The sequence below is a fragment of the Bradyrhizobium diazoefficiens genome (assembly GCF_016612535.1).
In the GTDB taxonomy this organism is placed as follows: domain Bacteria; phylum Pseudomonadota; class Alphaproteobacteria; order Rhizobiales; family Xanthobacteraceae; genus Bradyrhizobium; species Bradyrhizobium diazoefficiens_C.
On sequence record NZ_JAENXS010000001.1, the window covers coordinates 3157397 to 3170501 of the forward strand.

Here is a 13105-nt window from a genome sequence, read left to right on the forward strand (position 1 = left end):
CCGAGGTTGCTTTAGCCGCCCCGCCGCAATTCTCAGCTTGAAGTTGTTTTGTACTTAGGTACTATGTGGTCCATTACAGACACGGTGAAGTAGCGTGCATTCCGCTCACTTAATTTCAGCCGAGTCATCATTTACCGACGCGGCCACTATTTTTCTTACAGTTGTGGACCGCCATGGCCGGCCGGTGCTCGCCAATGTCTTCATCTCCGGGCAGCATGAAAGCGGACGCCTAACCAGTGAGTTCCAGTATCTCAAGAGCCGCCGTGTTTACAGGCTCCGCCTTGAGCAGGGAGACTGGACCATAAACGTTTCTGCGGCAGGATTTGAAGACGCTTCCGCAAGCGTGCGATTGTCGTCCGGTCGCGTCGAAAATGTCACCTTTCAGCTTCAGACGACATCACGAGATTTCCTGCTTTTGCCTCTTCCCGAAGGCCATGCCCTAGCGGACACGGAAGACATCGGGCCAGTTACTCGATTGCTCGCTTTGCTATCAAGGAATCCTCTCGTCTTGGAGGCAATGGGCAGCTCGCTGGAAGTCAACCCGCATGCGGAGACCATTGCGCTCCACTTTGCGCTTCGGCTGGCGAAACTTGGTTTTCCTACCGATGGGCCCGACACGCTTGCGGCCTATTGGCGACTTGTCGCAAACCGGACCCGCCTCGCGGCGACGTTTATCGCCATTCTGTCAAATCCCGTGATGGCTCACCTGATCGGCCTCCCGCAGGAGTGCGATGTTCGCGGCGCAGTGCTTCGATCGTTCGATGCTTTAGATGTACCCGAGATCCGGCAGGTTCTCGATCTGCTTGCGGCTGCGCAAGAACCCTGGCGGCAGACCCTGGACGCCGTGGTGGCATCGCAAGTCAGCGTATCGGAAATCGCTCTGCCGCCAGGCATCGCACAGCTGATGCGTCGCAATCCGGCGGCGAGTGTTCCTGCGCCGCATTATTTACGTCTCGGCGGCACCCCGCTTCGGGGTCGCGAGGCTGGGCGGAAACTGAACGAACTGCTGACCGCTTTTTTTGACCATGCCCATACCCGTCTCCTGCCCACAGTTGATGAGGGGCCAGCAGCGTTCGATTGTTCTAAGTTGGATAAAGCCCCCAGTGCTGCGCCAAGCACCCTGACCATTCTTGGCACCTATCACTGTACGGCAGCATGCACGAACTGCTGTTTCGGGTCACATCCAGGCGTTTCGGAGAAGCTGTCGCTAGGAAAGATTCTCGATGCGATCGAAGAAGCGTCGAAAATACCAAGTTTGCGCAGTGTAGTCTTCTCAGGCGGTGAATGCTTCACCCTTGAGGAGGAACTTATCATTGCAGTCGCGCGCTGCACCGAGCGTGGCCTTGGCACCCGATGCGTAACAAACGGCTACTGGGCCCGCACGGTTGAGCTGGCCAAGCAGCGATTACGACCTTTGTTAAACGCGGGACTGGACGAACTTAATCTCAGTACCGGAGATATGCATCTCCGGTATGTTCCGGCCGATAGGATCGTGAACGCTGCGATAGCTGCGATTGGGCTTGGACTGCGCACCGTCGTGGTCGTGGAAATCCGCGAAGGTCGAGCCGCCTCGGCCCGAAGTTTCCTGGACGACCCGCGGGTAGCAGCGATCAAGAGTTCGCAGATGTTCAAGATCATCGAGTCTCCCTGGATTTCGATGCAAGATGCGGCGGCGGTTGCACAGGATCCTGAGCGTGTCACGAACCGTCGCTCGATGTACGCCCGGAAGCCGTGCGACAGTGTGCTCGACACCATTGTGTTGACCCCTCGCCATGAGGTTGGCGCATGCTGCGGGCTAACACGCGAGCAGATTCCGGAATTGAGGCTTGGCGGACTGGATCGGCAGACCATGGCCGGTCTCGTGGGCGACGCTTCCAAAGATCTCATGAAGCTCTGGCTTTCACTTGAAGGACCTGAGCGAATTCTTTCGTGGAGTGCCACCGTCGACCCCTCCATCGAATGGGAAGACCGCTTCGCGCACCCTTGCGACGCCTGTCGCGCCTTGTACCAGGATCCAAAAGTCCGGCAGGCCATACGCACCCAAGGTCATACCAAACGTAACGATTTACTCGTTCGACAAGCTCTCATCGAGGAAATGGACGTCCGTCAGACTTAAACACGCTCGTTGATTCACCCCAGGAGGAAGGCATGGCCAACGTCGAACTCACCAGATTGATGAATCCGTCGTCGAACCAAAACATTAAGGACTTTTCTGCAAAGCTAGCCAGTGATCCGGAGTTTCGCAGGTCTTTTCTAGAAAATCCCAGCGAAGCCCTCGCCCGGATCGGCCTGAAGACCAACGGAAAAGTGCAGCTCGGGCCTCAAGAGCGCGCACTCATTGAAATCTTCGCCGACCCGAAGATCACCGATCTCTATCTCACCGGCGACGTTGACGCACTTCGCAACCATATCGTGGACCGCTACCGGCAGGTGGCCGGCGTTTCCATCGATGAGGTCGCCGGTTGGGCCGTGTCCGACTTCCACGTTGCGATTGAGGCGGAAGCCGTGGCCGTCGCGATCGTTGCCGCGGCAGCCACCGCGATCGGTGTCATGGAGGCGCCGGGACGACTGCGCCAGCTTGAAGCTGAGAACGGTGTTCTCAACGCGCGCCTAACGGCGCTGGAAGCTCGCCTGAAGATGACCGAAGATCTCGAAAACAGGATCCGGTCGATAGAGTCGCGCATGCGCTAGCGCGGGGGGCGACAATGCGCCGGGTACCGCCTCGCGTTCTCCTTTGCGTCATGCCTTTCCTTCCAGCGGAACGGCCGGCGCTCGGCGTCAGTCTGCTTAAGGCTGTTCTGCAGGAAAACGGCATCCCTTGTGACGTGGTCTATGGTGTTCATCGTTTCCTGGACAGGATAGGCTTCCCGCTATACCAGGAAGTGGCGCAGTTCTCCCCCTCCCATGACCTTGTAGGCGAGTGGATTTTCTCCAAATCGGCTTGGCCGGACCTGGCCAGGCCTGACATCGATTTCGAGACTTACTGCCGGAACCGTGTTGGCATTCCGTTCAAGCCGGCGTTTATTGGACAGGTCCAATACGCCCGCTCGATTGCGGGAGACTACATTACGCAGCTCGCCGACGAAATCTGCGCCAACAGCTACGACATCGTTGGCTTCTCTTCGACGTTTCAGCAGACCTTGGCTTCCATTGCTCTGGCTCGCGAAATCAAGGTGCGGCGGCCTGAGATTCTGACCATGATCGGCGGCGCCAACTGCGAAGGGCCGATGGGCGCAACCCTGCTAAGGCAAGCGCCGGCCCTCGACCTGGCGGTCTCTGGCGAAGCTGATCAGGCCATCCTCCAGATTATTCAGGCTTGGTCGGGAGGGTCCGGATACCAGGACATCGAAGGCGTTAGTTACCGGGACAAGGATGGCGTTGTTGTACCGGCGCAAAAAGCTACGCCACTCGTGACCGACCTGAATGCGTCGCCCTACCCCGACCACTCGGATTTTGTCTCTTCCTTCTGGGGGAGCACCGTCAAGCTTTTCATGGCGCCGGAGCTCACCGTGGAAACCTCGCGGGGCTGCTGGTGGGGCCAGAAACACCACTGCACTTTCTGCGGGCTTAATGGCAATTCAATGCGGTTTCGCAGCAAATCCCCCGAGCGGGCCGCGAAGGAAATTCGCCACCTGCGGGCCTCTCACGGCATCGACTCGTTCTTCTGCACCGACAACATCGTCGATATGGGCTACTTCAAGACACTCATCCCCGACCTGACCCGCGACGGATCAGCTCTCCAGCTGTTCTACGAGATGAAGGCGAACCTGAAGAAGGAGCAACTCGCAACCCTAAGGGCGCTCGGGACCACATGGTTTCAACCGGGAATCGAAAGCCTCAGCACGCCCATCCTGCGTCTGATGCGCAAAGGAGTCCGGGGCATTCAAAACGTGCAGCTCCTGAAGTGGGCGAAGGCGATGGACTTCACCCTGACCTGGAACATGATCTGTGGTTTTCCGGGGGAGAAGGCCGCGTTTCACGATCAGATGATCGAAACGATGAAGCTGATACCCCACCTTACGCCTCCTGCCTCCTATGCGGCGTTCCGCCTCGATAGGTTCAGCCCGATGCACGTTTCCCCACAGGAGTTCAATCTTACCGATGTGAAGCCCTACCCCGCCTATGAACTCTGCTATCCAGCCGCAGGCAGCGACACGCACAACCTTGCTTACTTCTTCACGTACAGCAGCGTGTTGTCGGAAGATACCGAGCAGGCCATCAACCGGGCGTGGTCGTACAGTCAGCGGTGGCGGAACAACTTCGGAAAGGGTGACTTGATCGCGTTCAACGGGCCGAGCTTCCTCACCATCCTGGACACGCGTCCTAACCGTCTTCCCCAGCATATTATGCTGGAAGGCGATCACCGGGGTGTCTACCTCGCAGTCGATGAAGTTGTATCCCTCGCCAGGCTGGCAGAAATTCTTCCCATTCCAGCAGATCAAATTGCAGCCATCTTGGGGGAATTTGAAGAAGCGGGGCTGGTCCTGCGCGAAGAGGACCTCTATCTTGGGCTTGCGGTGATGAAGGAGTCCGTGCCGCAGCCTCCTGCGGGCGACGTTTCCTATCCTTCATTTGGCGCTCATCGTCAGCAACCTCTGTTGGAGACAAGCTAATCGGCTCTCCGTCCCCGTCGAAGCTTTCGACAATCATCCACGGTTCGGCCATTACGGTGGCTGGCAAACGGTTCATCGAACAGTCGGTGCGCTGCGTCTCGGCCAGCGGTGATGTTCGCGCCTTCGAATTTCACTGGACGAAGCACTGGGAACAATTCGGCGGTGCTGCGGCAGAAACAGGTGCAAGTCTCCTCGAATTGGATGCGCAATGGCGTCCGCTGAGCTACGCCATCTTCAGGGGGGCGAGAGGGGTCCGGCATCTGAAGATCGCCGGAGGGCAGATCGAAGCCACGCTCAGCGACGACTCGATACATAATATCGCCCTGGAGGCGGCGCCGGACCTGGTCTTTCAGAGGGATCTGGCCGAGCAATTGGCCATCTACCTTGCTGCCACAAAGCCGAACGTGCCGACCACGCTCAAGGCGCTCGACCCGGATACGCTGAAGCTGGAAGAATTCACGGTCATCCCCGAGCCGGACGGTTGGTACTCCTGCTCATTGAAGTTCGCATTGCGGATCGGAGCGGATAATCAGCTCTCCGAAATGCGTTTCGAGGGCGGCGGTCGGCTGTTCGAAGAGACCGCCCCTTCGCTTCACGCGGTCCCGCTTCCTGCTTTGCGGGCACCCCGAGAACACGTCCTTCCCGATTTAACAGGCGTCCAGCGGGAGGAAGTCATCATCGACGGTGACGACACTAGACTCGGCGCGCAGATCCTAAAGCCTGCCGGAGACGCGGGTATTTCGGCGGTCTGCCTTTTCTTGCAGGGATCCGGCGCACTTGACCGGCATGGTCAGTCCGAGATTTTCGACACCGGTCAACAGAAACTGATGGGTAGCATTGTCAGTGCAGCCGGAATTGCGCTGGTATCGCTGGATACCCGAGGTACCGGGCGGAGCGGCTTTGGACGGATTGACACTGATCCTTTTCAAACACGTGTTGCCGATGCCCGTAGCGCAATGACGTGGCTTCAAGAAGCGAACGAATTCGGCTCCATACCCATCGGCGTTATCGGGCACAGCCTAGGCGCGATTGCCGCCCTCAGTCTGCTTTCCGGTCCTACGTGGGGACACGTAAGGGCTGCCGCGCTGTTGGCCTGTCCCGCGCGCGGCCTGGGTAGGATCGTGTCGGAGCAGATGAGCAAGTCTTCCCGGTCACGCTTCGCTGATCGTCAAGAGGTTCTTGCCCAACAGCGGCAGGCGCTGGCTGAGTGGCTACGCAAGTTGCGCGATCCGAGAAGGCAGCGGAGCCAGGCTGAATTGCTGGCGTCTAATCTTGATAGTTTGCTTCAGCCCGACGTGCTCAGGCTGGTTCCTAAGCGGATGATCTCGACGGTTCATTGTCCACTCCTGATCGCCCAGGGACAAGCCGATCCACAAGTATCCGCAGCGAGGGACGCCATCCCATTGTTCGACGCCGCAACAGGTCCAGCAGAGCTTCGGCTGGCGAAGGGCTTGGACCACTTCTTCGGATTCGGAGGTCGCAGCCCTGAATCCTTAAGCCGTGAGGGTGGTCGGTTCATTGCTGGTGTAGCGCACTGGCTTCGCGATCAGCTTCAAGAACGTGCGGCACAGTAGGCATCCGTCAAATTGGCATCAACCCCGTCACCGGCCGCATGCAGGTCTGCGTCTCGCGCTAAGACACGCCCGCGCGGCAATCGATACGGGCAGCAACCCTCTCAGCCGGCTTTGACGATGGCAAACCAGAACGGGAACATGTTGACGAGGAGGACCGCGGCGATCGCCGCCACTCCCATCGCCAGGACGATGGGCACATAGCCCAACGCGAATGCCGTCGATTTTTTGAGGAGGTTCTCGGGCAAGCTGTTGATTTTGAGAATGTCCTTGATCTGTGTATCGGCGTGTTCTTCCGCCTTGATGTTCTCCCAAATCCAGAAAGCGGCATAGACAACAAGGCACAGTAGCGCAGACGCCATGGCGCCACTTGACGCCAGGTTGGGACTCAATTTCTCCTTGGCGGTGAGCACAATCATGCCGCCGATTACCGACACGAGAATGGTGACCGACCACGAAAAGATGTCCCACTGCTTCTTGCGTCGGTAATCGAGTTCATATCTCGCAAGCTCAAGAGCGAGCTTATAGTCCGGCTTGTTTTCCTGGGGACCGTTGCACATCTCACATCTCACATCTCCTGCGGTGGCGGAAGCCGCGAGCGTACGCCGACCTTGCATGAATGCAATCCGAAGCAGAAGGCACGAACCGGCTCAATTCCCACCTCCTCCAAGCTGAGCCTGCTCCAGCTCACCGCTACAACCCGGTCAGAGGCCGCATGCAGGTCTGCGTCCCGCGCTAACCAAGCCCGCGCGAGGACATCAGGCCGCTTACGCCTCTTCGAGGACGTCGATTTTTGAGGCTTCACTTGTGCAAGCCGCCCGCTAGAATCCCCGCGGAGGCGGCCCATGCCCACATCGATCACCTTCTTGTATCACGACGAGGACTTCCAGAAGCCCACGATGACCGTCTTCGCCGACGGCACATGGAAGGAGCACGGGCTCCCTTTCCTCCGCCGCCGGGCATGCGTCGTAAGGCTGGAGCGATGCGACAATCAGGGCCCGTCACGCAAGCAACTCGATGCGGTAAAGCTCATCTCGTCTTACGCCATTGAGAAGAACCCGTATTGCATTCTCATCTACAAGTGCTTCACGTCCCCTGGGCCTTGGACGCCTGGGCGAAGAACAAATTCCTCGCGCAGCTGGCAGGGCCCGGCCTATCAAGGAAACGACGCTTCACGCCCACGGCTGTCAAGTGCCCGTCGGAGATGGTGCGCGACGCCCGCGGCAACATGCCGGTGGCCTAAGCCGACCCTTGCACAGCTCGTTCGGCGCGTTGGCAAGGCCAACCGGACTCTACGCGCAAGCGCGCCGGGCCGAAAAGTCCCGGCCTCCGGTCACGATCCCCCGCGCAAAGCCACAGGCACCCCCGCACGAGACGCGACGCCCCCCAACCCGGCATTTTGGCAGCGAACAATCGGGTGAACGGCCGAAGCGACGCATTTACGAGGCCACTGTCGGCGCGGGGCGTACGTCAATGGCTATTATCGCAACGGCCATTACGTCAGCGGACATGCGAGGCGAGGTTCGTACGTTCACTCGTACTATCGACGTCGGCACTGAGGGTTCGGTGCGGCTCCCTGATCAAGGCGACCGAGTTCATTTGCATGACTTGGAGATCCGCTCTGAGCCTCGTCTCATTCGAGAGAAAGGCAGAGTGCCCGATAAGCAGACTTGACTACGTCAGCGAATACGACATTCTTTGTGCTCGCCGGGGTTGCGGGGGCAATTCAGTATGTCGCAAGTTAGTTTGGGCCTAGCTAGCCCGTCGCGTGCGTCGCGTTGAGCGGTTCGTTGCGACAGTCACGATTGCAAGGGGCAATGGTTGGGAGACCTTGTATCTCCACGTTGGGACCAACGGGCGACTTGAAGGTTGTCAGGTCACCACCGACTGCGAGAGCGAGATCGAAGGTACCGCCGTGATATGCCCCCAACGTCCTTGAGAGCGGGAAAACGAGATCACAGGCTTCCCGACGCGCCCCGCGTTCAAGGACAGGAATGCCGACCACTCAGCTTTGCGGCACGGCTGCTGCCATCGCCCCTGCTCCCAAACTCAAATCAGTGGAAAAGGCGGGGGAGTGCCTCAGTGCGGCAAAGAGAAATTGTTAAAACGAATCAGGCACCGATCAGCTGCGCAATTGTGCAGCAGGTCACTTCGTTGCTTGGCGTTTTGGTTGCATAGTAGTCGAAGGAACGCGTCTCTTCAGACCCGCCTCGCCATAGCCTTCCGGCGATGGGTGGAGGCAAGGAGGACGATCGAATGCCCGAATCATCTGGTGTCCTGAACCTTTCACTTCGTGTATCCAACGGAACGCTCCCGTTCCTTCTCAACGCCGTCATCGAGGGCGATCTGAACGCCGAGGGCGTGTCTGCACTCACCGACTTGCCACCAGCGCTCACCATCGAGGGCCGGCTGCTATTGCGAGGGACTCGGATTCGCGCCTTGCCATCGCATCTTCGGGTTGGTGGCGTCGTCGAGTTAGAGGGATGCACGTCATTGCAGAGGCTCGCCGAAGATATCGTCGTCGGCGGGGACTTGGATCTGGAACTGTGCTCGAATCTTACGGAATTGCCGGAACGATTAGTTGTGCGCGGCGATCTCTATCTCTTCGGTACGTCCGTTCGCCGGATACCTCGGGCAGCGGAGATTGGCGGAAGCGTATATGACCTTACAACGTAAGCGGATGAGCCAGCGAAAGCCGGCTTTTCCAACTATTGTATCGCCCAATGGTGCCCTGTGGGCGGCGCCGATGGCGTCAGGTCGGTGCGTCGATAAACATACCCGCTTGCGTCCTGTTTGACGCTGGTGCGGCTATCATTTCGCGCTTGCGTAACCAAGAAATTGTCCAATCTGGTGGCCGAATCGGCACAGACTTTGAACAATGCTTCCGCGTGATTGAAGCTCACGCGGTAACCCTCAAGCGCAGAGGTTACGATCCTTTCAGGAACGCCGGATGCCGTCGCGATAGCGGTTGCTGTCGGTAGGTTTTTGGCGGTTGCGGCCGCCTTAAGCGTAGGAATTTTGAAGATGCACGCCACGATGTCAGCGCTCGAAAAGGTTGCTGCCTGCGTGAGGTTGTTCGCTAAGGCGATAAATCCCAGCGCCGAGGCATAAACGACGGGTTCGCAATTCCAGACCTTCTTGATGGCGGCTTTTCCCGCCAGGCCGGTGTGGTTCGCCCGCTTCAAGGTGCCGGAGTGGGTAGAAAGACTTGCGACGCTCTCGCCATTGAGCACCGTCCGACCCGTCGGAATAAAGAATAGCGCGTTTGGTTGAAGATCCAGGCGAGCATCTAGATCTGGCTCGTAAACATCAGCCCAGTCCGGCACTTCGACCCCCGCAACGCTTCTTGTGTGGAAATTGCCTGAAAGAAGGAAACCTCACCTGTTATCATAGTCACCCCCCAGTGACAAGTGGTTACTAGTGGCAATCTGTGGCTGAATATAGATAAGGGTATTCGACCGGGGTTGACGCTGCCGAGGCGGCTCCTCCGCCGACTACGCCTGATGTGAAATTGACCGCATGTGCGGTTGCCGGCAGAAGCTGTTGGCGGCGAGCAGCGGCTGCGATGAGATGACTACCGCAGCACACAACATCAAACCAATTTTCGAGCGGCATGCAGTCGTCCAGAACGAACCATCTTAGGTTCGTCTATGGAGCGCGGTGATGCCCTTTGCGTTGCGGTTGGCTTTGGCCATGGAGCTTGTGCTGCTTTTGCTCGAGAAGGTCCTGCCTCAGGGGTGGCGCCTTCCGCTGTTTGGCGATCACTTCACCCAGGCTGCGGTGCTGATTATTGCCGCCGTCATCTACGTGGAATTCAAGAATCTCTTGAACTCCTAGGCAAGTGCGCGATTCACCCGAGAAGGGCTGAAACGATCACAGTTTGGGCGGTGCTTCTCTGAATCGTACGCATCGAGGCCTTACTCGGACTCGGGTAGGTTATCCGAGTTACCGGACGGAAACGGTTAGGCCGCTCAAAGCAGTTGCGAGCTGGCGAGCTTCCGCAAGGCCCGTACCTGTAGGAAGATCAAAAACGATCTGTTTGGAATCAAGGCCGATAGATTGATCCGTGTTGAGCACGACAAAGCAGGGCTCGCCAGCCTCTCGTTCCTTAACTTCCGCTCTGAATTTCGATGAGGTCATTTTCCACCTGCCGAATCGGCGCACCCCGTTTCGTCAATGAGTACCCGAATTTTGCCGAGTCGTATTGATGGGAATCGGGTCTGGTGAGAAGCTTTCTAGCGTCAACGAGACGAGGAAAGCATAATGCACGCCGAGCGGCACGGTGGACCTCCTGACTTGCAGACGGCCTTCACGCAGTTTGTCCTTAAGGTCCTTCGCGGCCGTTCGCTCGACGATTACAAGGATGCCGAAGCGAGACTCGGCAAGTTTCCGGATTTTGCCTGTTTCCGCGATCTCATTTTGCTTGAAATGAAGCATCTTGAGGCAGAGCAGACCGACCGGCTGAATGAAGTCTATCAGTCCAAAGTCGATCAGGCGGAAGCGCCCGTGTTTTATGGGAGTCGGTCGATCGACAGAGACCTCGAAAGGCTAAGCAATGCACAGGAGATCAGGGCAGCGCTCTCCAACAAGCTGTCGGAGACCATTTCGACAGTTCTGCGCAAAGCAAACTCGCAATTTCGGGATTATCGTGCGCGCAATCCACGGAAGAACTCATTCTCGGTGTGCGTGTTGCTGAACTCGCAAATTCCCGAATTTAGCCCGCAGGTGGTTCTCCACTCGATTCACCGGAAGATGGGGAAGGGAAGCGCGATTTCCGCATATCGGCCCTGCCGGCTTCCTTGACACCGCGGGCGACGACCCGGAGGATTCTATTGGAAGCGGCCTTTGCAACTTTAGGGTCGTCCGCAGGGGCCGTCATCCAGGACTCGTCCGCCGTCGTCAGGATTACCGGCATGCCTTGGGATGGATGGCCGAACCTCCGCGTCAGGCTCCGTCGTGAGGAATGTGTTTCGGCATGGAATAAGGAGCCAGTTTCGGGGTGATCGGCATCCAATCCGGGACCCGGGGCAAGGGTCCACAGTGGCTTCCATTGAGTCATGGAAGCCGAGGTTGGGACGCTGGTGGTGGAGACGATTGACAACATCCGTCGCGCCTATTTTGTGGATGGTCGTCCAATCAAGGCGATCTGCCGAGAACTTAGCGTGTCGCGGAAGGTGGTCCGCACGGTCATACGTTCTCAAGCAACGGAGTTCCGGTACGAACGCGGGACGCAACCGCTCCCGAAGATGGGGCCGTGGAGTTCCGAGCTTGACCGGTTGCTTGCAGCAAACGAGAGCAAGGCAGCACGGGAACGGCTGCCGGCTGTTCGAAGAGCTTCGCGGCTTGGGTTATACCGGCGGCTATGACGCGATTCGTCGCTACGCGTGACGCTGGAGCCGGGGTTCGACGGCTTCGGCGGCGCCGGTCTCGAAGACCTGCCTGGTGCGCTTCGACAACAACAAGTACTCGGTCGCAGCCAGCGCCGTCGGGCGTCCGGAGGTCCAGGCCTATGCCGACCACATCGTGATCCGTCAGGATGGAAGGATCGTTGCGGAGCATCCACGATCCTTCGGTCGCGGCGAGACGACCTGCGATCCCTGGCACTATGTGCCGGTGCAGGCTCGCAAACCCGGTGCCTTGCGTAACGGTGCGCCCTTACGACTGGGTGCTGCCGGCCGCAATCGAGCGGATCCGGCGCAGGCTTGCCAGCAGCGACGATGGCAATCGGCAGATGGTCGACATCCTCAACGTGGTGCTGACTGACGGTTTGCCCGCGGTGGAAGCCGCCAGTGCCGAAGCGCTCGGTCACGGCGTCCATTTCGCCGATGTCGTGCTCAACATCCTGGCCGGCAACGTGAACCCGCTCCACCGGCCAACAGCATGACGCCGGCCGCACTGAAGCTCCGCCATCCTCCGATCGCCGACTGTGTCCGCTACGACAATCTCCGGAGGACCATCTGATGGAACGAACCAAAATCTTTGATCTCATGGGCGAGCTCAAACTTTACGGGATGAAGGCCGCTTTCGACGAGATCATGGCGACTGCCGTCAAACGCCAGCATGAACCCAGCGTATCGTCGGCGATCTGCTCACCGCCGAGATCAACGAGAAGCAGGCTCGGTCGATCAAATACCAGCTCACCATCGCCAAGCTGCCACTCGCCAAGGATATCGCCGACTTCCAGTTCGACGGCACGCCGATCAACGAGAACGCTCGTCAATGATCTCGCCGGCGGCGGCTTCATCGCCCAGCAGCGCAACGTCGTGCTGGTCGGCGGTACCGGGACCGGCAAGACGCATCTGGCCATCGCCATCGCGAGAAGCTGCATCCGCGGCGGCGCCCGGGGACGATTTTATAACCTCGTCAACCTCGTCAACCGGCTCGAGGCCGAGACCCGCAGCGGACGGCAGGGACGGCTCACCGAGCATCTGACACGGATGGACTTCATCGTCCTGGACGAACTCAGATATTTGCCCCTTGCCCAGTCCGGCGGCCAGCTTCTCTTCCATCTCATCAGCCGCCTCTACGAGCGAATGGGGGCGCATCGGCCGCCGGCAGGGTGTATGTCGAGACCCATTCGACGCGCGGGCTAGCGGGTATTGCTGCTGTCTTGAACTGGATGCGGAAGCTTAAGCGTGGCTATCGGTAGTGCTACGCTTCCCCATCTGTAGAATCTTCGAATCGTGTTACGATTGGACCGTTGAGCGTGTCAGCTTTCGCTTTTATCGGTCCTCATTTAGTTGTGATAAAGATACGGACAAGCAGACAGCAGAGGTCATTTCGTCGCTTAAAGCCGTAGAGCCGCAACTGCGCGCGTTCGGCGTAGCCGGGCTGTATCTCCTCGGTTCCTATGCGCGAAATGAAGCGGAGCCTGAAGACGTCGATGTCTTCATCGACAAGGCTCCTGGAACTGAGTTTGCC

The 13105-nt window shown here is 58.5% G+C and carries 9 protein-coding genes and 3 pseudogenes; 9 read left to right on the top strand and 3 right to left on the bottom strand.

From position 1 onward, the window contains the following. Window positions 1-94: 94 nt before the first annotated feature. Genes JJE66_RS38630 through JJE66_RS14980 form a run of 4 tightly spaced genes read left to right on the top strand, consistent with a single transcriptional unit; the run spans window position 95 to window position 6187 of the window. On the top strand, window positions 95-2116 hold the full coding sequence (locus JJE66_RS38630; RefSeq protein WP_200514991.1) for a radical SAM protein: 2022 nt from the start codon (window positions 95-97) through the stop codon (window positions 2114-2116). A gap of 32 nt (window positions 2117-2148) precedes the next feature. Next, on the top strand, window positions 2149-2691 hold the full coding sequence (locus JJE66_RS14970; protein WP_200514992.1) for a hypothetical protein: 543 nt from the start codon (window positions 2149-2151) through the stop codon (window positions 2689-2691). Between the two features lie 14 nt (window positions 2692-2705). Further along, the gene (locus JJE66_RS14975; RefSeq protein ID WP_200514993.1) at window positions 2706-4613 is read left to right on the top strand and encodes a RiPP maturation radical SAM C-methyltransferase; all 1908 of its coding nucleotides are present in this window, start codon (window positions 2706-2708) and stop codon (window positions 4611-4613) included. Between the two features lie 56 nt (window positions 4614-4669). Further along, complete coding sequence (locus JJE66_RS14980) at window positions 4670-6187, top strand: alpha/beta fold hydrolase (protein ID WP_200514994.1); 1518 nt, start codon at window positions 4670-4672, stop codon at window positions 6185-6187. 101 nt (window positions 6188-6288) lie between these two features. Here JJE66_RS14980 and JJE66_RS14985 read toward each other — a convergent pair whose 3' ends face one another. Beyond that, entirely contained in the window at window positions 6289-6801 is a 513-nt protein-coding gene (locus tag JJE66_RS14985; RefSeq protein ID WP_200514995.1) for a hypothetical protein, read from the bottom strand. 1639 nt (window positions 6802-8440) lie between these two features. Between JJE66_RS14985 and JJE66_RS14990 the strand changes: the two genes are divergently transcribed. Then, complete coding sequence (locus tag JJE66_RS14990; protein WP_200514996.1) at window positions 8441-8860, top strand: hypothetical protein; 420 nt, start codon at window positions 8441-8443, stop codon at window positions 8858-8860. Window positions 8861-8892: 32 nt separating this feature from the next. Here JJE66_RS14990 and JJE66_RS14995 read toward each other — a convergent pair whose 3' ends face one another. Beyond that, window positions 8893-9510, bottom strand: coding sequence for a hypothetical protein (locus JJE66_RS14995; protein WP_200514997.1), 618 nt, complete (start codon window positions 9508-9510; stop codon window positions 8893-8895). Between the two features lie 337 nt (window positions 9511-9847). Here JJE66_RS14995 and JJE66_RS15000 point away from each other — a divergent pair, with 337 nt between their 5' ends. Together JJE66_RS15000 and JJE66_RS15005 are read left to right on the top strand one after the other, a co-directional pair. Beyond that, window positions 9848-10021, top strand: coding sequence for a hypothetical protein (locus tag JJE66_RS15000; protein WP_200514998.1), 174 nt, complete (start codon window positions 9848-9850; stop codon window positions 10019-10021). Between the two features lie 426 nt (window positions 10022-10447). Further along, a complete protein-coding gene (locus tag JJE66_RS15005; RefSeq protein ID WP_200514999.1) occupies window positions 10448-10987 on the top strand; it encodes a hypothetical protein in 540 nt (179 codons plus the stop codon). Here JJE66_RS15005 and JJE66_RS38870 read toward each other — a convergent pair. Beyond that, window positions 10899-11148: pseudogene (locus JJE66_RS38870) on the bottom strand (hypothetical protein); the annotation flags it as partial. The gene JJE66_RS15005 and the pseudogene JJE66_RS38870 sit on opposite strands and share 89 nt — an antisense overlap. Window positions 11149-11241: 93 nt before the next feature. Here JJE66_RS38870 and JJE66_RS15010 point away from each other — a divergent pair. Together JJE66_RS15010 and JJE66_RS15015 are read left to right on the top strand one after the other, a co-directional pair. Continuing rightward, window positions 11242-12145, top strand: a pseudogene (locus tag JJE66_RS15010) (Mu transposase domain-containing protein). After that, window positions 12145-12714 (top strand): annotated as a pseudogene (locus JJE66_RS15015) (ATP-binding protein); the annotation flags it as partial. The pseudogenes JJE66_RS15010 and JJE66_RS15015, both read left to right, overlap by 1 nt. Between the last annotated feature and the right edge of the window lie 391 nt (window positions 12715-13105).